General features: G+C 72.4%; 20 protein-coding genes and 1 pseudogene. 14 read left to right on the top strand and 7 right to left on the bottom strand.

Annotation, left to right across the window (positions count from 1 at the left end; translation table 11 throughout):
- Positions 1-53: 53 nt before the first annotated feature.
- The 4 genes from ACIHCX_RS13580 to ACIHCX_RS13565 all read right to left on the bottom strand — a co-directional run bounded on the left by ACIHCX_RS13580 (position 54) and on the right by ACIHCX_RS13565 (position 2,880).
- Positions 54-458, bottom strand: coding sequence for a VOC family protein (locus ACIHCX_RS13580; protein WP_400029103.1), 405 nt, complete (start codon positions 456-458; stop codon positions 54-56).
- Positions 459-640: 182 nt separating this feature from the next.
- Entirely contained in the window at positions 641-1,453 is an 813-nt protein-coding gene (locus ACIHCX_RS13575; RefSeq protein ID WP_400029102.1) for a rhomboid family intramembrane serine protease, read from the bottom strand.
- A 132-nt stretch (positions 1,454-1,585) separates the two neighbouring features.
- A complete protein-coding gene (locus ACIHCX_RS13570; RefSeq protein WP_400029236.1) occupies positions 1,586-2,248 on the bottom strand; it encodes a M48 family metalloprotease in 663 nt (220 codons plus the stop codon).
- Positions 2,249-2,301: 53 nt separating this feature from the next.
- Complete coding sequence (locus tag ACIHCX_RS13565; RefSeq protein WP_400029101.1) at positions 2,302-2,880, bottom strand: hypothetical protein; 579 nt, start codon at positions 2,878-2,880, stop codon at positions 2,302-2,304.
- A gap of 324 nt (positions 2,881-3,204) precedes the next feature.
- On the opposite strand from ACIHCX_RS13565, the gene ACIHCX_RS13560 reads away from it, so the two are divergent.
- The 3 genes and pseudogenes from ACIHCX_RS13560 (at position 3,205) to ACIHCX_RS13550 (ending at position 6,889) form a co-directional block, all read left to right on the top strand.
- Complete coding sequence (locus ACIHCX_RS13560; RefSeq protein WP_400029100.1) at positions 3,205-4,074, top strand: class II glutamine amidotransferase; 870 nt, start codon at positions 3,205-3,207, stop codon at positions 4,072-4,074.
- 216 nt (positions 4,075-4,290) lie between these two features.
- The gene (locus ACIHCX_RS13555; RefSeq protein ID WP_400029099.1) at positions 4,291-4,773 is read left to right on the top strand and encodes a hypothetical protein; all 483 of its coding nucleotides are present in this window, start codon (positions 4,291-4,293) and stop codon (positions 4,771-4,773) included.
- A 359-nt stretch (positions 4,774-5,132) separates the two neighbouring features.
- Positions 5,133-6,889, top strand: a pseudogene (locus ACIHCX_RS13550) (beta-ketoacyl-[acyl-carrier-protein] synthase family protein).
- Positions 6,890-6,983: 94 nt separating this feature from the next.
- Here the strand turns inward: ACIHCX_RS13550 and ACIHCX_RS13545 are convergent.
- Positions 6,984-8,066 carry a Ku protein gene (locus ACIHCX_RS13545; protein WP_400029098.1) on the bottom strand — a complete coding sequence of 361 codons (1,083 nt, stop codon included), beginning with the start codon at positions 8,064-8,066 and terminating at the stop codon, positions 6,984-6,986.
- Positions 8,067-8,159: 93 nt separating this feature from the next.
- Between ACIHCX_RS13545 and ligD the strand changes: the two genes are divergently transcribed.
- Complete coding sequence (gene ligD, locus ACIHCX_RS13540; protein ID WP_400029097.1) at positions 8,160-9,041, top strand: non-homologous end-joining DNA ligase; 882 nt, start codon at positions 8,160-8,162, stop codon at positions 9,039-9,041.
- A 67-nt stretch (positions 9,042-9,108) separates the two neighbouring features.
- Here the strand turns inward: ligD and ACIHCX_RS13535 are convergent, their stop codons facing one another.
- The gene (locus ACIHCX_RS13535; protein WP_400029096.1) at positions 9,109-9,921 is read right to left on the bottom strand and encodes a nuclease-related domain-containing protein; all 813 of its coding nucleotides are present in this window, start codon (positions 9,919-9,921) and stop codon (positions 9,109-9,111) included.
- 158 nt (positions 9,922-10,079) lie between these two features.
- Between ACIHCX_RS13535 and ACIHCX_RS13530 the strand changes: the two genes are divergently transcribed.
- From ACIHCX_RS13530 to ACIHCX_RS13500, 7 genes are all read left to right on the top strand, one after another.
- Positions 10,080-10,586: a protein phosphatase gene (locus ACIHCX_RS13530; RefSeq protein ID WP_400029095.1), complete on the top strand. Its 507-nt coding sequence runs from the start codon at positions 10,080-10,082 to the stop codon at positions 10,584-10,586.
- 172 nt (positions 10,587-10,758) lie between these two features.
- Complete coding sequence (locus ACIHCX_RS13525; protein WP_400029094.1) at positions 10,759-11,583, top strand: hypothetical protein; 825 nt, start codon at positions 10,759-10,761, stop codon at positions 11,581-11,583.
- A complete protein-coding gene (locus ACIHCX_RS13520) occupies positions 11,580-13,001 on the top strand; it encodes an ATP-binding protein (protein WP_400029093.1) in 1,422 nt (473 codons plus the stop codon). Before ACIHCX_RS13525 ends, ACIHCX_RS13520 begins: the two co-directional genes overlap by 4 nt.
- A 176-nt stretch (positions 13,002-13,177) precedes the next feature.
- Positions 13,178-13,387, top strand: coding sequence for a hypothetical protein (locus tag ACIHCX_RS13515; protein ID WP_400029092.1), 210 nt, complete (start codon positions 13,178-13,180; stop codon positions 13,385-13,387).
- The gene (locus ACIHCX_RS13510) at positions 13,384-14,745 is read left to right on the top strand and encodes an FtsW/RodA/SpoVE family cell cycle protein (RefSeq protein ID WP_400029091.1); all 1,362 of its coding nucleotides are present in this window, start codon (positions 13,384-13,386) and stop codon (positions 14,743-14,745) included. Before ACIHCX_RS13515 ends, ACIHCX_RS13510 begins: the two co-directional genes overlap by 4 nt.
- Before the next feature lie 19 nt (positions 14,746-14,764).
- Positions 14,765-16,234: a penicillin-binding transpeptidase domain-containing protein gene (locus ACIHCX_RS13505; RefSeq protein ID WP_400029090.1), complete on the top strand. Its 1,470-nt coding sequence runs from the start codon at positions 14,765-14,767 to the stop codon at positions 16,232-16,234.
- 44 nt (positions 16,235-16,278) lie between these two features.
- Positions 16,279-16,797, top strand: a complete 519-nt coding sequence (locus ACIHCX_RS13500) for a DUF3291 domain-containing protein (RefSeq protein WP_400029089.1) — start codon at positions 16,279-16,281, stop codon at positions 16,795-16,797.
- On the opposite strand, the gene ACIHCX_RS13495 is transcribed toward ACIHCX_RS13500, so the two are convergent.
- Positions 16,779-17,891 (bottom strand): ferritin-like domain-containing protein, encoded by a 1,113-nt coding sequence (locus ACIHCX_RS13495; protein WP_400029088.1) that lies wholly within the window; start codon positions 17,889-17,891, stop codon positions 16,779-16,781. The genes ACIHCX_RS13500 and ACIHCX_RS13495 overlap by 19 nt on opposite strands.
- A 151-nt stretch (positions 17,892-18,042) precedes the next feature.
- Here ACIHCX_RS13495 and ACIHCX_RS13490 point away from each other — a divergent pair, with 151 nt between their 5' ends.
- From ACIHCX_RS13490 to ACIHCX_RS13480, 3 genes are all read left to right on the top strand, one after another.
- Positions 18,043-18,981, top strand: coding sequence for a diiron oxygenase (locus ACIHCX_RS13490; RefSeq protein WP_400029087.1), 939 nt, complete (start codon positions 18,043-18,045; stop codon positions 18,979-18,981).
- Between the two features lie 187 nt (positions 18,982-19,168).
- A complete protein-coding gene (locus ACIHCX_RS13485; protein WP_400029086.1) occupies positions 19,169-19,828 on the top strand; it encodes a TetR/AcrR family transcriptional regulator in 660 nt (219 codons plus the stop codon).
- Positions 19,821-20,141 carry a hypothetical protein gene (locus ACIHCX_RS13480; protein WP_400029085.1) on the top strand — a complete coding sequence of 107 codons (321 nt, stop codon included), beginning with the start codon at positions 19,821-19,823 and terminating at the stop codon, positions 20,139-20,141. Before ACIHCX_RS13485 ends, ACIHCX_RS13480 begins: the two co-directional genes overlap by 8 nt.
- Positions 20,142-20,186 lie beyond the last annotated feature (45 nt).

The raw sequence follows: 20,186 nt of genomic DNA, 5'->3' as shown, positions 1-20,186 counted from the left end.
GAGTGAACCGACGGCGACCGGCGTGGTGATGGTGATCAGCGGCAGCCGTTCCCTCAGCCGGCCTGTGGTGTGTCCTCGCCGCTGCCGTACGGGCGGGTGAGGAGCTCCATCGCGTGGCCCACCGGGTCCTGGAAATACAGGCCGCGGCCGCCGTCGCGGTGGTTGATCTGGTCGGGCTGTTCCAGGTACGGGTCGGCGTAGTACGTCACGTGGGCCTGCTGGATTCGGTCGAACGCCGCGTCGAAGTCCTCGTCGGACACGAGGAAGGCGTAGTGCTGGGAGGCGATCGGCCCCTCCGGGTCGGCCATGTAGTCGAGGGTGACGCCGTTGCCGGTGGCGACGGGAACGAACGGGCCGAAGGGCGCGCCGACCTCCAGACCCAGGATGTCCGCGAGGAACTCGGCGGACTCCTGCTTGTTCCGGGCATGGACGATGGTGTGGTTCAGCTCCACGTTCATGGTGTGCCTCCCTACGGCACTCCTCGTCGGCGCCTCCGTGCCCCACCAAGCCGATGTCCGGCACGCGGTGCCGTCATTTCGACCCTAGCCGGGGCGGTCCGCGGAGGGTAGCCGGGCCCGAATCACCCGGTGCGCGGGCGGGCGGACGAGAACGCAACGCGACCAGTCGTCACTCCACGCTCTCACGAGGTCGCTGGTCCCGACGCGCTGCTCGCCGCCATCGCCGGCAGCCTGGTGAAGACGCCCTGAGCGAGCTGGAGGAGGCCCAGGTCGCCGAGTTCCTTGTGCAGGTCGGCGCGCGGGTTGTCGGCACGTACCGGCAGGTCGCCGCGGCCGGTCGTCCCGGTGCCGCCGTCGGGGCGGCCGGTTCCGGTGGGCCGTGGGCGCCGCTCCCGGAAGAGCCAGGCACCGACCAGGCCACCGATCAGGCCGCCGAGGTGTCCGAGCCAGCTCACTCCCGGTGTCCCGGGCACGGCGACGGTGAGCATGTAGGCGAAGGAGCCCGCCATGACGATGCCGATCAGCGTGTCGATCAGATGCCGGTCGAAAAGACCGCGGACCACGACGTAGCCGAAGTAGCCGAAGATCAGACCGCTGGCGCCCACGGTCTCCACGCCGCCTCGTTCGAAGAACCAGACGGTGAGTCCGCTGGTCACCGCGACGAGCAGGCTCAGCCCGAGGAAGCGGACCACACCCCGGTAGGCGGCGAGGAACCCGAAGATGAACAGCGGGCCGGAGTTGCTTTCGATGTGCGCCCAACTCCAGTGCAGGAAGGGGGCGGTGAGGATGTCGGGCAGCGTTCCGAGGTCGCCCGACATCACCCCGAACTGCCGCGAGAGGGCGTAGCCGTCGGTGTAGTTGGCCAGTTGCACCAGCCAGACCACCGCGAGGAACCCGAACATCGTGAAGAACGCCTTCCGCGCCTCCGCGATCATCTGCTCCGGCCCCACCGGCCCGGCCCCCGCCCTGTCCCTCTTCTGATCCGACCTGCCCATGGCGTGCTCCCCTCCCCCTGCGGATCCGCGTCCGCGCCAGCAGGGACCTCAAGTATTCCCGGTGGCGGGCGCGCGGAGGGAGGGGGAGCACATGTGCGCGGAGAGGTGAGCAGTCCAGTGTCGCAACAGGCCCTAGCCGTCGAAGCCGTCTCGGACGATGCGCCGGGCCACCTTGCCCCGCGCGTCGGCGAGTTCAGCGGCGATCCGGTCCTCCCGGTCACCGTCCGTCACCACGGCGGCGGTCACGGGCGTGCCGGTGAGCAGGCTGGTGCGCCTGAGGTGTGTCGGTGGGTGGGTCGCGTCCACGCTGTGTCCGCGCCGGGCGCCGACGCGCCGCTGGCGCTCGTACTCGTACTCGGGGACCGATGTCATGTGTGCGGCGAGCCGCCTCCACAGTTCGTCCGTCCCGGCATCGGCCCTGCGCGCCTTGCGCGGTCCGGTGAGGGCGGCGTTGTTGGCCTCGCGTCGCAGGGTGACGGCGACCGAGTCCGTGGTCAGGAGCCTGTCCATGAGCCCCACGGTTGCCTCGGTGGACGCGGCGCGGGCGGCCTCGCGGTCGGCCAGGTACTCCGCACGCTGGGTGGCCCGCAGCGTCAGATGGTCCAGCAGTGACAGCACGCCGCGGACGAGCAGTCGCGGTACGACGCACAGCACGTTGACGACCATGTCGAGGGCGGACGGTCTCGCGGTCGGGGCGAAGTAGTAGAGCCAGGTGGTCAGCGAGTGGTACGCCGTCGACACGACCAGGCCGTGGCGTGTGTCCCCGTTGCTGTAGTGGCCGAGCTCGTGGCCCAGCAGGGCGATTCTCTGCTGCGGCGTGAGGGTCTCCCACAGGGGCAGCCCCAGCGTCAGCAGCCGACGCCCGCGCAGACCGTAGAGAGTATGACGCTCGCGTTGATCTTCGCGTCAACGGTGATCAGGTCCACGCCGCGGGTACCGACCACTTGGGCGACCTGATCGACCAGCGCATAGAGCTCCGGCGCGTCGGCGCGGTGCAGCACCAGGGCGTCCTGGGGCAGCCCCGGCGGCCTCGGTCTGAGCGCCCATGCCGCCACCAGGAGGACAACACCCAGCGCGATGCCCACGCCGCCCCATCCGCTCAGGAGACACCAGATCCCGCTCAAGGCCAGCACCGCGGTGACGGCGTGCACGGCGATCGCGATCGCGTAGGCGAGGAGCGAGGAGGTATCGCGCCGGGCGCGCAGGTTCTCCCCCTCCGTCACCTCGGCGAGCAGCCTCTCGCCATGGCGCCGGGCAAGGGCCCGCCGCGCCCTGTCCAGCCCGTCCAGCCGGTTGTGTTCCTCCTCCGGCGTCGGGTCCACGTTCCAGTCACACGCGGCACACCACACGACGAACCGTGCGTCCGCGCGGATCTCGGCACCGCACGCCGGGCACGGCTGAGTCCTCTCCGCCGCGGCACTGGACATGGACGTGCTCTCCCCCACCCTGCGACCCTCCCCAGGATCACCCGTTCTCGACAGGCCGAAGCTGATCACGCGTGCACGCTCGCGTCGTCTCGTTTGGATCACGTGCGAACCGTGCGGCGCGCAGCTCCTTTACCTCGCCGCTCCTGCGCCTCTCCCTTGCCGCTCCCTCGCCGGACGGTGTTGGTTCGGGTCTTCGCGGACGGCCCGGTTCGGGGCCTGGTGGCGGGGAACACGGGGCACACGGAGAAGGTCGTCGGCCGGAGCGGCCGCCGGTCGGGCGCCTTGACCGGGCCCGGGCCGTCCGACACCCCGCGGAGGAACCCGATGTGCCGTCTGTTCGGACTCAGCAGCGCGCCGCGACGCACCCGCGCCACCTTCTGGCTGCTGGACGCCCCCGACAGCCTCAGCCGGCAGAGTCACCGCGATCCGGACGGCACCGGGCTGGGGTACTTCGGCGCGGACGGCACTCCACGGGTCGACAAGGCGCCGATCGCCGCCTACCGGGACCGCGCGTTCGCCGAGGACGCCCGGCAGGTGGAGTCCGCCACCTTCCTCGCCCATGTGCGGTTCGCCTCGACCGGCGGCCTGGACCCCCGCAACACCCACCCCTTCGAGCAGGAAGGGCGGTTGTTCGCGCACAACGGGGTCATCGAGGGCCTCGACGCGCTCGACGACCACCTGGGCGAGGACCGGTCACTGGTCAGGGGCGACACCGACTCGGAGCGGTTCTTCGCCCTCGTCACCCGGGAGGCCCGCAAGCACGGCGGTGACGTCACCGCCGGCATCGCGCAGGCGGCGCGCTGGATCGCCGGGCACCTGCCCGTGTACGCCCTCAACCTGGTCCTCGTCACCCCCGACCAACTGTGGGCGCTGCGTTACCCCGACACCCACGAGCTGTACGTCCTCCAGCGCGCGGCGGGCGGCCAGCACGGCACCCGGCACCTCGACCACAGTGGCAGCCACGGGCGGATGCGGGTCCACTCCGAGGCCCTGGCCGGGCATCCGGCTGTCGTCGTCGCCAGCGAGCGCATGGACGACAACCCCCGCTGGCATCTGCTGGAGGCGGGCGAACTGCTCCACGTCGGCTCCGACCTGCACACCGCCCGGCACCTCGTCCTGCCCGATCCGCCGGCGCATCCGCTCACCCTCGACGACCTGCGCCCCGACGCCGCCGCCTCGCAGAAGGCCGCCTAGGGTCTGCCGTCACGCCAACTCTCTCTGCCGATGGGGGGATTGCCCAACCAAGCGATCTCGCAGGCCGGTTGTGGCCCTGCTGTGACACTGTTGTGACGGGCGGAGTGGCCCGTGTCACAGCTGCAGTGGTCCAGGACCTGATGGGGTGCTCGGACACACGTCGCCGGGTGCGTGTCGCGCGTCGTCGGACACGTGGGGCGCCCCTCCCGCAGGGAGGTGAAGGGCATACTCACGGTTCTCGCCCTCGGGGGTGTCGCCGTCTTCCTCGTCTGTGCCGTCGGTGCGCTGATCGCCCTGGTCAGGACGCTCGTGATGGCGCTGCCGGGTCGGCCCCGGCCATGGCCGGCGCAGCTGATGCGCCGTGCCGCGTTGACGGTCGGCCTCGCGGCCGTGGCCATCTATGCACTGGGGCTCCTCGACGTCGCGCTGTCCGAGCACGAGTTCGGCAACGGCGCGGACTCGGTACCCGCTCCGGCCTGCCGCGACGGCTTCGACAGTGAGATCCGCCGGCACCTCACCCACCATCAGCCCTCCTACCTCCCGCTGGGCTTCGACTGCTTCCTCGACGACGGCACCGTCTATACGAGCAACCCCAACTACGGCTGGATGAACTGGACGAGCATGTCCCTCGCACTGTCCGGTGCGCTGCTCGCCGTCGGCGCGCACCGCCTGACCGATTCCGGAGGGACCGCGGCATGAGGCCGCTCGTGGTCTTCCCGGGGCTTGTGGTCGCCTCGGCCTAGCCCAGCGGGGGTTCCGAGTTCGCGCGCTTTTTTCGCCCGCCGCGCGGGGGCGGACGGGTCGGGTCGGCGTGCCGCGCGTCACACGCCGCCATCTCGCGGGCGGGCGTGACCTGCCGCGCACCGCTACCGGGCGAGGTCGCCAACTCGACTTGTTTTCCTCGCACTCGGAGCTATTCGCACAGGCGTCCTTTTTGGGATGCTTATCCAGTTCTATGGCTTTCCGTCCGCTCACCCCTTTCACACGGGATCGTCCGCGATAGCCACTTCGCACCACAGGAAGCAGCAACGGATATGTCCCCTTCGCCTTCGCCCGAGATGCCTGAAATCCCCTTCGCTCCTTGCACGGTTACCGCCGCCGAGCTCGTCCCCGGCGATCTGCTCGCCCGGTCACCGGAGGAGGCCGAACGGCAGCGGTGGTGTGTCGTGATGCACACCCTCCCCGAGTCGCCGGAGACGATCCGGGTGACGCTGCGGCCGCCGCTCGGCGGCGTGGATCACGAGGAGGTCCTGACGCGCGAGCGGCAGGTGGTCGTCGCCGGTCGGCGGGTGGACGTCGCGGCGGTCCCGGCCGTGTCGTCGCCCCGGCTGGACGGCGTCGCCTTCCGGGACGGGGACACCGTGACCCGGCTGCGGGCCGTCGACCCCCGGGGCGTCGAGGAGACGTACCGGCGCCGGTGGGGGATCTGGCACCGCGATCTCGACACCAGGACCTCGCCGACCACCACCGACGAGGAGGTGCGGGAGTGGGCCGCCGGCGCCGATCAGGAGGGTTACGTCGTACGGCACCACGCGCGCCCGGAGCGCGCACCCTCGGCGGCCGGGCCGCGGCGCGTCGTCGTGACCGGGCTCGGGGCCGTCACCCCGCTCGGCGTGGGGGTGGGCGAGCTGTGGCAGGGGCTGCTCGACGGGCGGCACGGGGTCCGGGGGTTGGAGGGGGAGGAGTTCGCGGAGCTGCCCGTGCGGGTGGCCGGGGTCGTGCCGGTGGATCTCGCCACGCTGCTGCCCAGGGCCGCCGCGCGGCGGATGAACCGGGCCGCGCAGTTCGCGGTGCTCGCGGCCCGGGAGGCGTGGGCCGACGCCGGCTTCACGGGCGGCGGGACCGTGGAGAGCGGGCTCGACCCGGAGCGGGTGGGCGTCAGCCTCGGGGCCATCCTCGGCGACGCCTCCGTCCTCGTCGGCGGGGACCGGAAACTGCTGGACAAGGGCCCGCGGGGCGTGTCCCCGCTCACCACCCCCATGACCGTGCCCTCGCAGGCCGCTCGCAGGTCTCGCTCGACCTGCACATCACCGGTGAGGCGCGGACCGTGACCAGCGCCTGCGCCTCCGGCACGGAGGCGATAGGCGAGGCCGTGGACCGCATACGGCACGGCCGCGTCGACGTCGCCCTGACCGGTGGGGCCGAGGCCGTCGTCACGCCCGCCATCATGGCGTCGTTCGCCGCCATGCGCGCCCTGTCCGGCCTCGGGCTCGAGGGCGGAGTCTCGCCTTCGCGGCCGTTCGCGAAGGATCGTGCCGGGTTCGTCAACGGGGACGGCGCCGGACTGCTCGTCCTGGAGGCCGAGGAGCACGCGCGGGCCCGTGGCGCCCGCGTCTACTGCGAGGCCGCCGGGTGGGGGCTGTCCGCCGACGCGCACCACATGGCCGCGCCCGACCCGAGCGGGAACGGGGTCGCCCTCGCGCTGCGGCGGGCGGTGCGGGACGCGGGCGGGCACGTCGTCGACGTCGTCCACGTCAACGCGCACGCCACGGCCACCGCGGAGGGCGACCTCGCCGAGGCGGGTGCCCTGCGGGCCGTGCTGGGCCTGCCCGGCGTGCCCGTGACCGCCCTCAAGGGGCACCTCGGGCACCTCCAGGGGGCCGCCGGCGGGGTCGAGGCCGTCGCCGCGGCGCTGACCCTGCACCACGGGCTCATGCCGCCGACCGTGGGGTGCGCGGAGGTCGACGAGGAGATCGGACTCGACGTGGTGACGGACGCCCCCCGCGCGCTGCCACGGGACGGCGACCTGGTGCTCAGCAACTCCTTCGGGTTCGGAGGGCACAACGCCGTACTGGCACTGCGGCGCGCGCGGTGACCCACCAGGGCCGGTGACGGCCCACGGCGGGACGGTCCCGTGGGGCCGACGGCAGGACTTCCCCCGTACGGCACGTGCCGGGCGGGGTCCGGACTCACGCGGTGCGTTTGCGGGAGGCCGTCTTCTTCGCCGGGGTCTTCTTCTCCGTGCCCTTGGCGGTCGTCGCGGTCTTCTTCGTGGACCGCGACGACCGCGCCGTCTTGGACGTGCCGGACGTGGACTTCTTCGCGGCGGCCGTCGTCTTCTTCGCCGCGGTCTTCTTCGCCGCGGGGGCCGACTTCCGGGCGGTGGTCTTCTTGGCCGGGGCGCCGGTCCGCCGACCGCGTGGGAGGTGCCTGACCTCGGCCTCCTCCGCCGCTTCCCCGGCCTCCCCCTCCCCCACTTCCTCGGCCGCTTCCTCGCCCCTGGACCGCTTGGCTGCGCGCACGCTCTTCTCCAGGGCGGCCATCAGGTCGAGGACCTTGCCGCCGGGGGCGGGTTCCGGGGCCTCGGGGGGTGCCTCGCCGGCGGCCTTGGCGGCGATGACCTCCTCCAGCGCCTCGCGGTACTCGTCGTGGAGGTCCTGGAGGTCGACCTCGCCCAGGGTGTCCATGAGGGCGTCGGCGAGGTCCAGTTCCTGGTCGCGGACGGTGACGTCGACGTCCGGTGCCACGCCCTGGGGGGCACGGATCTCGTCGGGCCAGAGCAGGCCGTGCATGGCGATGACGTCGTCCACCACGCGCAGCATGCCCAGGCGCTCGCGGCCGCGCAGGGCGAACTTCGCGATCGCCACCTTCCGGCTGCGCTTGAGGGCCTCGCGCAGCAAGGTGTACGGCTTGGCGGCGGGGGCACCGCTCGCGGCCAGGTAGTACGCGCTCTCCATCTGAAGCGGATCGATCCGCTCGGCCGGGACGAAGGCCACGATGTCGATCGTCTTCGCGGTGGGCAGCGGCAGGTGGGCCAGGTCCTCGTCGGTGATCGGGACGATCGTGCCGTCCGCGTCCTCGTAGGCCTTGCCGATCTCCGCCTGCGTGACCTCGCGCTCCTCCAGTTCGCACACCTTGCGGTAGCGGATGCGGCCGCCGTCCTCGGTGTGGATCTGGCGGAAGGAGATGGTGTGGCTCTCGGTCGCGTTCACGAGCTTGATCGGGATGCTGACGAGGCCGAACGAGATGGCGCCGTTCCAAATGGATCGCACGTGCGGCCCCTTCCGGATCGGATCAGTACGATCTGCTTGAGTCAGGTGATCTCTTTACCCTGATTTACGCACTTTCCATGGTTTTCTTATCGTATGGCGCCGATCACGGAGGTGGAGGGGCGACGGCTCGCGCTCAGCAACCTGGACAAGGTGCTGTATCCCGCGACCGGGTTCACCAAGGGGGAGGTGCTGCACTACTACGCGACGACCGCCGACGCGCTGCTGCCCCATCTGCGGGACCGGCCGCTGTCCTTCCTGCGCTACCCGGACGGGCCGGACGGGCAGGTGTTCTTCGCCAAGAACGTGCCGCCGGGTACCCCCGAGTGGGTGACGACGGCCGAGGTGCCGAGGTCGACGGGGGCGGCGCGGATGGTGCTGGTGCAGGATCTGCCGAGTCTGATGTGGGCGGCCAATCTGGTGACCGAGTTCCATACCCCGCAGTGGCTGGTCGAGGCGCCCTCGGAGGCCGACCGGCTGGTGTTCGACCTGGATCCGGGGGCACCGGCGAGCGTGGTGGACTGCTGCCGGGTGGCGCTGTGGCTGCGGGAGCGGCTGGCCGAGGACGGCTTCGAGGCGCACGCGAAGACGTCCGGTTCGAAGGGGCTGCATCTGCTGGCCGCGGTGCGGGGGGCTTCGAGCGAGCGGGCGTCCGAGTACGCGAAGGGGCTCGCCGTGGAGGCGGAGCGCGCCCTGCCCGATCTGGTGCTGCACCGGATGACGCGGAGTCTGCGCCCGGGGAAGGTGTTCGTCGACTGGAGTCAGAACGCGGCGCGGAAGACCACCGCGGCGCCCTACACGCTGCGGGCACGCCCGGTGCCCTCGGTCTCGGCGCCGGTCACCTGGGACGAGGTGGCGAAGTGCCGGGCGCCGGGGCGGCTGGAGTTCCGGGCGCCGGACATGGCGCCCCGGCTGCGCGACCACGGTGACCTGCTGGCTCCGCTGCTGGACCCCGAGCGCGCGGCCACGCTGCCGTGACCTGGAAGTGAAGAACGGAAAGCGAAGGGAAAGCAGAGGGCGAGCGGAGGGGAACCCGGGCGTCCGGTCAGACCCGCTCCCACGTCCTGCGGTCCCGCGCCATCGCGTGGAGCGCTTCCACGTCCGCCGGTTTCAGCAGGCCGCCCAGGCGGGTCAGGTCCCGCAGGTCGGAGGGCTCCAGGACGCGTACGCCCCTGGGCGGGGCGGTGACGTGGAGGGCGGCCGGGTCCGTCAGGACCAGGACGGGGCGCACCTCGGCCGTCAGGGCGTGGGAGGCCCGGTCGGCCCGGGCGCGGAGGTCGCGGAGCACGGGGACGGGGTCGTGCCTGCCGAGGGCGACCATCGGGTCCTCGATGCGGACGCGCTGCTTGCGGGCGTACAGGGCATGGACGGCGAAGAGGCCGCCGGGGCCGATGACCAGGTGGTGGATGCGGTCGCCGCCGGGCAGCGGTACGGAGTGGAGGGCGTGCCAGCCGGCGCCGTCGAGGTGGTCCAGTTCCTCGCCCACCGTCTGCTCGGCGGTCAGGGCGCGGCGGCGCGGGTCCGGGCGGAGCCGGTGGGCGGGGGCGGGCTCCCGGTCGAGGGCGATCAGCAGCGCCTCGCCGGGGCGGTTGGGGGCGAGGTCGTCGTCCGGGTGCAGGCTCAGGCGGGCGAGTTCGGCGGGTGTGGGCACCGGGGGCGGGCCCACCGCCACCGGGCCGGTGAGGAAGGGGCTCAGGGCCTGGAGCACGTCCTCCTGCTCTTCCGTGCTGACAAGGTTGACCCGGGCGGCCTCACGGTCGTACCAGGCGATGTTCCTGCCGTCGGGCCGGCAGACGTACAGCCGTTCCTGTCCGTGGCGCCAGGTCGGTATGACGCGCAGTCCGCGATGTCCGCTCATGCAGCATCACCCCCACGATCCATGGGAACAGGCGGGGTGCTCCCGCGGCAAGAACCCGGCTACCGTGAGAGGGCCCGTCGCCGGGCTCCCGACCACCGCCGGCCGGGCGGCAGCCCGAGAACAGGCTCTGGTCGGGAGGGGGAGTTGGGGAGGCGCCGTTGCGGACCCGCGGGAAGCAGCCCGACGTACCGGTTCCGGACAGTCCGTGGAGTGAGATCGTGCCCGGCCTGTGGATGGGCGCGCACGAGTTCAGGACGCGCTCCGGGCAACTGGAACTCGCCGTCGTGCGCGATGAGTTCGATCTTGTGCAGACCCTGCTCAGGCTGCCGGGGCACGGACCCGACCCCGGTGTCGAGCACCATGTGTGGCCGATCCCCGACGGGCCGCTGGACGGGACGCAGCTCGCGGGGGTGATCCGGCTGGCCCGGGCCGCCTGTGAGGCGCTGGACCAGGACCGCCGGGTCCTGGTGCGCTGCTACTCCGGGTACAACCGCTCGGGTCTGGTGGTCGCGCACGCGCTGGTCCGGCAGGGGCGCTCCGCCGACGAGGCGATCCGACTGATCCGCGCCCGCCGCTCCCCGTGGGCGCTGCACAACGAGCTGTTCGTCGACTATCTGCGGGCGGGCCTGCCGACGGCACGGCTGCTGGAGGAGCTGACCGAGTAACCGTTTCGCCCGGCGGCTTCAGGTCTTCGCGGGACGCTTCCGGGGGAAACGAAAGACCTCCGGGGGAAACGAAAGACCGATGGGCAAAAGGGACTTCCATACGAAACGAATAGGGTGTAGCAGGCTGTCACCCGCACCTCTCCCCCAGCTCGCCTCCAGCCACCGGAGAACCGTGTTCCGCAGACGCCCCGCCCTGTTCACCGCCCTCGTCACCCTGCTGACGGCGACGACCGCCGCCTGCGGCGACGCGGGCGGGCTGCGCGGCGCGGGGCCCACACCGACCGCGGTCAGCCCGGCCCGGCTGTGGCCCTCGCTGCGCCCGGCGGCGAGCCCCGCCTGGCCCTACGACGAGATACAGATCGAGGCGGTCAGGGGCGTCACCGCTCCCGGCGACGACATCCACGAGGTCGACCCGGTGGCCGTCGTGCGGGCCGAGGTGGCCGCGCATCCGGACGCCTACACGAGCGCCAAGGCGCCGTACCGGGAGACGGCCGCCCGGCTCGCGGAGTGCGGCCGCGGAAAGGATCCGTCACGGTGTCCCGTCATGCGGCCGTACTACCGGGACCTCACCGGGGACGGGCACGACGACATGGCGCTGGGCTTCCGGCTGTACCCGACCAACCAGACCGCGGTACGCGTCTACACCTTCGAGGAGCACCGGCTGGTCCAGGTGTTCGCCAACGACGACGCGGTGATCGGCGTCGAGCTGGCCGGGCGGGCCGTGATCATCCGCTCGCCGGCCGGGATCGCCGGGTACGAGTACCGCACCACGTGGTCCTGGGACCCGGAGCAGCGGGCGATGGTGTTCTCGCGCGACGAGTTCCTGCGCACCGGCCGGCACCGGCCCACGCACGCGCGTACCCCCTCGCCCCTCGCCTCGTCCCCGCTCCCGTCCACGGACGCTCCCACCCCTTCCCCCTCTCCCTCCTCCCCCGTTCCCCCCTCCGCCCTCGCCCCCTCCACCTTCGCTCCCGCCTCCCCCGCGAGCGTGCGGTGAGGGTCGCGCTTCCCCGGTGGACGGGGGCGCTCGCGATGAAGGCCGCGGCCTTCATCACGGTGATGTGCTGCGCGCTCGCCGCGCTGCTCGGCGTTCTCGTGCACGTCTCGGTGACCGACCAGACCGTCGGCCAGGCGCGCGCCCTCGCCCTGTCCCGGCTGAGGGACGCCACGACCGCGTACGAGTCCGGCGACACGCTGCTGCCGGGTGCCGGGGTCGACCCGGAGGGCCTGCCGGAGCGGCTGCGGCGGCTGGCGGCGAGCGGACAGCGCGGCACGATGGTCGACGTGCACCACGGCCGGCCCACGATGTGGGCGGCCGGGCCCGCCGACCGGGGACGGACGCTGGCCGTGGCGGTCGACTACTCGCAGCAGGCCCGCACCATCGACGCGCTGGACCAGTCCATCCTGTGGTCGTCGTTGCTGGCGATCGGGGCGACGCTGCTGGTCGGCGCGTTCGCGGTGACCCGGGTGACCCGGCGGCTGCACGCCACGGCCCGTGTGGCCCGGCGGATCAGCGCGGGCGACCTGGACGCGCGCGTGCACGACCCGCTGGCTCGGGACGCGTCGCGCCCCCACGACGAGGTGGCCGCCGTCGCCGCGGCGCTGGACTCCATGGCGTCGTCGCTCCAGGGCAAACTGCTGGCCGAGCAGCGGTTCACCGCGGACGTGGCACACGAGTTGCGCACCCCGCTGACCGGGCTGCACGCGGCGGCCGAGCTGCTGCCGCCGGGCCGCCCCACCGAACTGGTGCGCGACCGGGTGGCCGCGCTGCGCACGCTCACCGAGGACCTGCTGGAGATCTCCCGGCTGGACACCGGGCGGGAGCGGCCGGCCCTGGACGCCGGACACCTGAGCTCGGTGGCCGAGCGAGCGGTGCGGGCGACGGGCGCGGCGGGCGCCGCGGCCGGGACGGACACCGAGGTCAGGGTCGTACGGGACGTGTACGTGGAGACCGACCGGCGGCGGCTGGAGCGGGTGCTGGGCAACCTCGTGACCAACGCGCACGGCCACGGCCGGCCGCCGGTGGTGCTGACCGTGGACGGGCCGGTGGTCACCGTGCGGGACCACGGCGACGGCTTCCCGGACTACCTCGTGACGCACGGGCCGCAGCGCTTCCGCACGGAGGGCGGGGCGACCGGGCACGGGCTCGGGCTGACGATCGCCCTGGGGCAGGCGGAGGTGCTCGGCGCCCGCCTGGAGTTCGCCAACGCACCGGACGGCGGGGCGGTGGCGACCCTGACACTCCCGCAGACACCCCCTGCGCCTTCTGGGCCGGATGCCCTGGGGTCGGACGCCACGGCTCCGGAGGCCATGTCGCCGCACGTCACGGCTCCGGAGGCCACCGGACCGGATGCCACGGCTCCGAACGCCATGGGGCCGGATGCCACGGGTCCGACCGACACGGTGTCCGGGTGACCCGTCTCAGGAGCAACCCCACCGCCGTCGGGTGACACCGTGACGCCCCCTGAGGCGTCGGCCCCCCGATGGCGCAGTGTGACGGGCCCCCGGCGCGCGGCACTCCTAATGTGGCGGTTAGTCAGATTCGCTCGCCCGGCTTCGATGGGCTTCGCCACCTCAGGTGGAGGTACTCCATGCCCCTGCGCTCCCTCCTCATCCGACTGGCCATGGCGGCCGTCACCGCCGCACTCCTCTCCGCGGTCACCCCGCCACCCGCCGCCGCCGGCGGACGGAGCGGCCAACCGAACGCGACCCCCCGGGACAGCCGGCCGGGCAGGCTCGTACGGATCTCCGGCCTCTCGGACGGCGTCCGGGCGTGGGGCTCGGCGCGCCGCATGACATGACCCAGGTCGGAACCCCCGTGGCGGCGGCTGTCCCGTCCGCGTCCGCCGACCGCCTCGACCGGCGCCGCGGCGTCGAACTCTCCCTCATCGTCCTGGCCGTCCTGCTGCCGGTGTGCGGCTACTGCGCGGTCGGCCTGGCCAGGAACGGCACCCTCCCGCCCGGCGCCGCCGGCTACGGCGCCGGGCTCGGCGGGCTCGCGCTGGGCGCGCACCTCGCGGTGCGTCTGTGCGCGCCGTACGCCGACCCGCTGCTGCTGCCCATCGCGGTCCTGCTCAACGGTCTTGGCCTGGTGCTGATCTACCGGCTCGACCTGGAGACACCGGGCGACGTGGCCGCGCCCGCCCAGCTGGTGTGGTCCACGTTGGGTGTGGGGCTGTTCATCCTGGTGGTGCTCGTGCTGCGCGACTACCGGTGGCTCCAGCGCTACGCCTACGTCTGTGTCGCCACCGCGCTCGCCCTGCTGACGCTGCCGATCCTCTTCCCCGCCGTCAACGGCGCCCGCATCTGGATCCGGCTGGGCGGATTCTCCATCCAGCCGGGCGAGTTCGTGAAGGTGCTCCTCGCGGTGTTCTTCGCCGCGTACCTGGCCGCCAACCGCAGCGCGCTGGCGTTCACCGGCCGCCAGGTGTGGCGGCTGCAACTGCCCACCGGCCGGGTGCTGGGACCGGTGGTCACGATCTGGCTGCTGAGCGTCGTCGTCCTGGTCCTGGAACGCGACCTCGGCACCTCGCTGCTGTTCTTCGGGCTGTTCGTCGTCATGCTGTACGTGGCCACCGGGCGCACCGGCTGGATCGCCGTCGGGCTGCTCCTCGCGGCGGCCGGTGCGGTCGCCGTCGGCTGGCTGGAGCCGCACGTGCGCGGCCGGTTCGCGGAGTGGCTGCACCCGTTCGCGTCCTTCGAGGCCGGTCACGGCCCCGGGCAGGTGGCCCAGTCGCTGTTCTCGTTCGCGGCGGGCGGCGTGACCGGGACCGGCCTCGGCCTCGGTCACTCGATCCTCGTCGGCTTCGCCGTCAAGTCGGACTTCATCCTGGCCACCGCCGGGGAGGAACTGGGTCTTGCCGGGCTGTCCGCGGTCTTCCTGCTGTACGCGCTGCTCGTCCAGCGCGGCTTCCGGGCGGGCCTCGCCGTGCGCGACCCTTTCGGCCGGCTGCTCGCGATCGGGCTCGCCTCGCTCGTGGCGCTCCAGGTGTTCGTGATCGCGGGCGGGGTGACCGGCCTGATCCCGCTGACCGGGCTGGCGATGCCCTTCCTGGCGCAGGGCGGCTCGTCGGTCGTGACCAACTGGGCGATCGTGGCGCTGCTGCTCCGGGTGAGCCATGTGGCGCGCCGGGAGTACGACGGGTCGGTGGCCCCGTGACCCGTGAGGAGGCCCTCCGTTGACCCGGTGCATCCGGCACGCCGAGGCCTTCTGCGTGCTGCTGCTGTCGGCGCTCCTGGTGAACATCGCCTGGTTGCAGGTGTTCCAGAGCCCGAGGTACGGCGGCAACGCGGCCAACCGCCGCCCGGCCATCGCCCGGTACCAGCAGCCGCGCGGCGAGATCCTGGTCGGCGGCCGGCCGGTCACCGGTTCCAAGGACACCGGGGAGCAACTGCGCTTCGAACGGACCTACATGGACGGGCCGTTGTACGCGCCGGTGACCGGCTTCGCCTCGCAGCTGTACGGGACGACGTTCCTGGAGCACTCCGAGGACGGGGTGCTGTCGGGCTCGGATCCGATGCTCGCGGGGTTCGGGCTGTGGAGGGGCTTCGGGGACGGGCAGAGCCCGGGCGGCAACGTGGTGACGACGATCGACCCGGCCGCCCAGCGGGCCGCGTTCCAGGGGCTGGGCGGACGCAGGGGTGCGGTCGCGGCGATCGAGCCGACGTCGGGGCGGATCCTGGCGATGGTGTCCACGCCCTCGTACGACCCCTCGCTGCTGTCCGGGAACGGGCCGACGGCGTCGGCGGCGTGGGCGCGGCTGAACGGGGACCCGGAGCAGCCGATGCTGAACCGGGCGGTGCGGCAGACCTATCCGCCGGGTTCGACGTTCAAGGTGGTCACCGCGGCGGCCGCGCTGGACGCGGGCGTGGTGCGGGACCTGGACGAGCCGACCGACTCACCCGACCCGTACCTGCTGCCGGGCACGTCGACGTGGCTGTACAACGAGGCCGACGACTGCGAGGACGCCTCCCTGCGGCATGCGTTCGAGTGGTCGTGCAACACGGTGTTCGCGAAGCTGGGCGTGGACGTGGGGGTGGGGCGCATGCGGGCCGCGGCGGAGGGGTTCGGCTTCAACGACAAGGAGGCGGGGATCCCCTTCTCGGTCGCGCCGAGCACCTTCGACACCAAGGTGGACCGGGCGCAGCTCGCGCTGTCGTCGATCGGGCAGTACAACACGCGGGCCACTCCGCTGGAGATGGCGATGGTGGCGGCGGCGGTCGCGAACGGCGGGCAGGTGCGGTCGCCGTACCTCGTGGAGCGGACCACGCGCCACAACGGGGGCACGGTCTCCGCGGCCGGTTCCCCGCCCGCGCGGCAGGTGATGCGCCCGGCGACCGCGGCGCGACTGCGGGAGCTGATGGCCGACGTGGTCACCGAGGGCACCGGCGGGAACGCGGCGATCCCCGGGGCCACGGTGGGCGGCAAGACGGGCACCGCCCAGCACGGCCTGGGCAACGCCGGCACGCCGTACGCCTGGTTCGTGTCCTGGGCGCAGGGCGACGGCGACATGGAGCCGAAGGTCGCGGTCGCCGTCGTGGTGGAGGACACGTCCGCGCGGCGGGGCGACATCAGCGGGGGCGGTACGGCGGCGCCGATCGCCAGGGCGGTGATGGAGGCGGTGCTGCACGCGCCGCCCGCTGGGTGAGACGGGGGTGCCGGGGACGGCGGCGGCCGACCTACGGTGCGGGCATGACGATTCCGGCATCGGTGCACGAACTCGCCCAGGTCAACATCGCCCGGCTCAACGCTCCTCTGGACTCACCGCTGTTGAAGGACTTCGTGGACGCGCTCGACCCGGTGAACGCCGACGCGGAGGCCGCGGACGGTTTCGTCTGGCGGTTGCAGAGCGACTCCGGCAACGCGACGGACGTGACCGCCTTCGGCGACGCGTGGCTGATCGTCAACATGTCGGTGTGGCGCGACGCGAACGCCCTGACGGCCTACATGTACCGGGGCCGGCACCGGGAGATGCTCGCCCGCCGCAGGGAGTTCTTCGAGCGGCCGACGGAGGCGGTCACCGCGCTGTGGTGGGTTCCGGCGGGTCACCGTCCGACGGTGGCGGAGGCGGAGGAGCGGCTCCTGCGCCTCCGTGCGCACGGTCCGACGGAGTACGCGTTCACCCTGCGGGCGTCGTTTCCGCCGCCGCGGGCGGTGCCGGTGACCGGCGGGTCGCCCGAGGGGCCGGGTGATCAGCCGGTGGGGGGCTGACCCTCCTCGATCGCCTCCGCCACCTCCGCCACCCGCTCCCGTTCCTCGGCCTTGAAGCGTTCCGCGTCCAGCCTCTCGGCGATCTCCTCGTCCTGGGCCATGAGCTGGTCCAGGCTGGAGTCGCCCATCTCGAAGACGCCCATGTCGACGTAGGCCTGCTGGAGGCGCTTGCCCCACAGGCCGATGTCCTTGACGCAGGGGACGATGCGGCTGAAGAGCAACTTCCGGAAGAGCTGGAGGAATTCGGAGCGCTCGCTGAGTGCGTCGGCCTCCGCCCGGGGGATGCCGAAGTTCTCCAGGACCTCCACGCCGCGCAGGCGGTCGCGCATCAGGTAGCAGCCCTCGATGACGAAATCCTCGCGCTCGCGCAGTTCGGCGTCGGTGAGTTGGCGGTAGTAGTCGCGCAGGGCCATGCGGCCGAAGGCCACGTGCCGGGCCTCGTCCTGCATGACGTAGGCGAGGATCTGTCGGGGCAGCGGCTTGTTCGTGGTGTCGCGGATCATGCCGAAGGCCGCCAGGGCGAGGCCCTCGATCAGTACCTGCATGCCCAGGTACGGCATGTCCCAGCGGCTGTCGCGGAGGGTGTCGCCGAGGAGGGACTGGAGGTTGTCGTTGATCGGGTACAGCATCCCGATCTTCTCGTGCAGGAAACGGCCGTAGATCTCGGCGTGCCGGGCCTCGTCCATGGTCTGGGTCGCCGAGTAGAACTTGGCGTCCAGGTCGGGGACGGACTCCACGATCCGCGCGGCGCAGATCATCGCGCCCTGCTCGCCGTGCAGGAACTGGCTGAACTGCCAGGCCGCGAAGTGGTGGCGCAGCTCGCCCTTGTCACGGTCGGTCATCTTCGCCCAGTGCGGGGTGCCGTAGAGGGTCATCGCCTCCTCGGGCGTGCCGAGCGGGTCGTACGGGTCCACCTCCAGGTCCCAGTCGATCCGCTTCTGCCCGTCCCACTGCTTGTCCTTGCCTTTCTGGTAGAGGGCGAGGAGGCGGTCGCGGCCGTGGTCGTACTCCCAGCTGAAGCGAGCCGCGCCGGTCGCGGGGACCTGCCAGTGCGAGTCCCCCGGATCCCTGGCGTACAGGTCGTAGGTCGGCATACCTCGCAGGTTCACACGTAGACGCCGAGTCAACAAGTCGTGTGCGAGGGATTGACGAGCTTGCTGACAGGCAGTCTCATAAGAGCGGAGAACCTGACCCCCGGGTAACCAGCCGACCCAGCCACATCCCGTACGACAAGGTGGGACAGCCATGACGACCGTGACGGAAGACGGCGCGCTCGCCGGCCTGCGCGACGCGCTCGGCCTGCTGAAGGACCGGGAGCAGGTGGCCGAGCGGCTGCTCGACTCTTCCGCCAGGCACTCCTTCGACCCGGACAAGGAGCTGGACTGGGACGCGCCCTTCGAGGAGGGCAAGTGGTTCTGGCCGCCGGAGCTGGTGTCGCTGTACGACACGCCGTTGTGGAAGCGGATGGGTGAGGAGCAGCGGATCCTGCTCTCCCGGCACGAGGCCGCGGCGCTCGCCTCGCTCGGCATCTGGTTCGAGCTCATCCTCATGCAACTGCTCGTGCGGCACATCTACGACAAGGCGGCCACGAGCGCGCACGTGCGGTACGCGCTGACCGAGATCGAGGACGAGTGCCGGCACTCGAAGATGTTCGCGCGGGTGATAGCGCGCGGTGAGACGCCCTGGTACCCGGTGAGCCGGGCGCACCAGAACCTCGGCCGGCTCTTCAAGACGATCTCCACGACCCCCGGGTCCTTCACGGCGACCCTGCTCGGTGAGGAGGTCCTGGACTGGATGCAGCGGCTGACGTTCCCGGACGAGCGGGTGCAGCCGCTGATCCGGGGCGTCACGCGGATCCACGTCGTGGAGGAGGCCCGCCATGTCCGCTACGCCCGCGAGGAGTTGCGTCGGCAGATGCTGACGGCGCCGAGGTGGTCGCAGGAGTTCACCCGGATCACCTCGGGCGAGTTCGCCCGGGTCTTCTCGGTGGCCTTCGTCAACCCCGAGGTGTACACGAACGTGGGCGTGGACAAGCGGGAGGCGATGGCCCAGGTGAAGGCGAGCGGGCACCGGCGGGAGGTCATGCAGACGGGCGCGAAGCGGCTGACGGACTTCCTCGACGACATCGGCGTCCTCCGCGGCGTCGGCCGCCGCCTCTGGCAGTCCTCGGGCCTCCTGGCCTGACCGAACGGGCCCGCCCCGGGCAACGGACGGCCCGACGCCCCACCCGACGCCCGGGGCCGACGCCCTCACCCGGGCAGGGTCCCGAGACCCCGCCGCATCGGGCGGTCCCGGGTGGGGCGGTCGGCTTCGCCGGGCCTTGGGGGGCGAGGCGTAGGTGTGGGCCGAGGAGGCGATTACGCTGCTGGTCATGAGCCCTGCCGCGTCCACTCCCGCGTACCGCCGCCTCAGCGTCGAGGAGCGGCGGGCCCAGTTGCTCGACGCGGCTCTGTCCCTCTTCGCGCACCGGGCGCCCGAGGAGGTCTCGCTGGACGACGTGGCGGAGGCGGCGGGGGTGTCGCGCCCGCTGGTGTACCGGTACTTCCCGGGCGGCAAGCAGCAGCTGTACGAGGCCGCCCTGCGGTCCGCCGCCGACGAGCTGCGGTACTGCTTCGACGAGCCGCAGGAGGGTCCCCTGCTGCCCCGCCTCGCCCGCGCCCTGGACCGGTACCTGGCCTTCGTCGACCAGCACGACGCCGGCTTCACCGCGCTGCTCCAGGGCGGCAGCGTCGTGGAGACCTCCCGGACGACGGCCATCGTGGACGGCGTGCGCCGGGCCGCCGCCGAGCGGATCCTGAGCCATCTCGGGGTCACGGACCCCGGCCCCCGGCTGCGCATGACCGTGCGGATGTGGATCACGGCCGTGGAGGCCGCCTCCCTGATCTGGCTGGACGAGGACAAGCAGCCGCCCACCGAGGAGCTGCGGGACTGGCTGGTCGAGCAGTTCGCGGCGGCGCTGACCGTGACCGCCGCCCGGGACGCGCAGACCGCCGAGCTGGTACGGCGTGCCCTGGCCTCGGCGGATGGCTGACACTGGTGCCGTGAAGAGCGAAGACACCCCCTTCGAGGGCGGCCCGATGGACGGGCGGGTCCTGCCCGTCCTGGTCGGGCCCACCGGGAACCCGCCGAAGACCTACCGCATCCCGGTGCCGGACGCCGCGGGCGGTCCGCCCACCGTGCTCGTCTACCGCCGGGTGCCGCGCGGGCACAGCAGGCGGCTGGGGCTGCCCAAGGGGTGGAAGTACGAGTTCGATCCCGAGGGCAGGAGCAGCGGCCGGCTGAAATGGCCGTGGTCCAAGCCGGAGACCCGGCCCGGCGGCAAGCCAGGAGACACGGGCGGGTGACCTCGTTGCGCCGCACGGCGCACCAACGGCACAGAAAGTCGGCTC

The organism is Streptomyces sp. NPDC052043 (assembly GCF_044548235.1).
In the GTDB taxonomy this organism is placed as follows: Bacteria; Actinomycetota; Actinomycetes; order Streptomycetales; family Streptomycetaceae; genus Streptomyces.
Note: the sequence above shows the minus strand (reverse complement) of the source record. Positions and strands in the feature narration are given on the sequence as shown.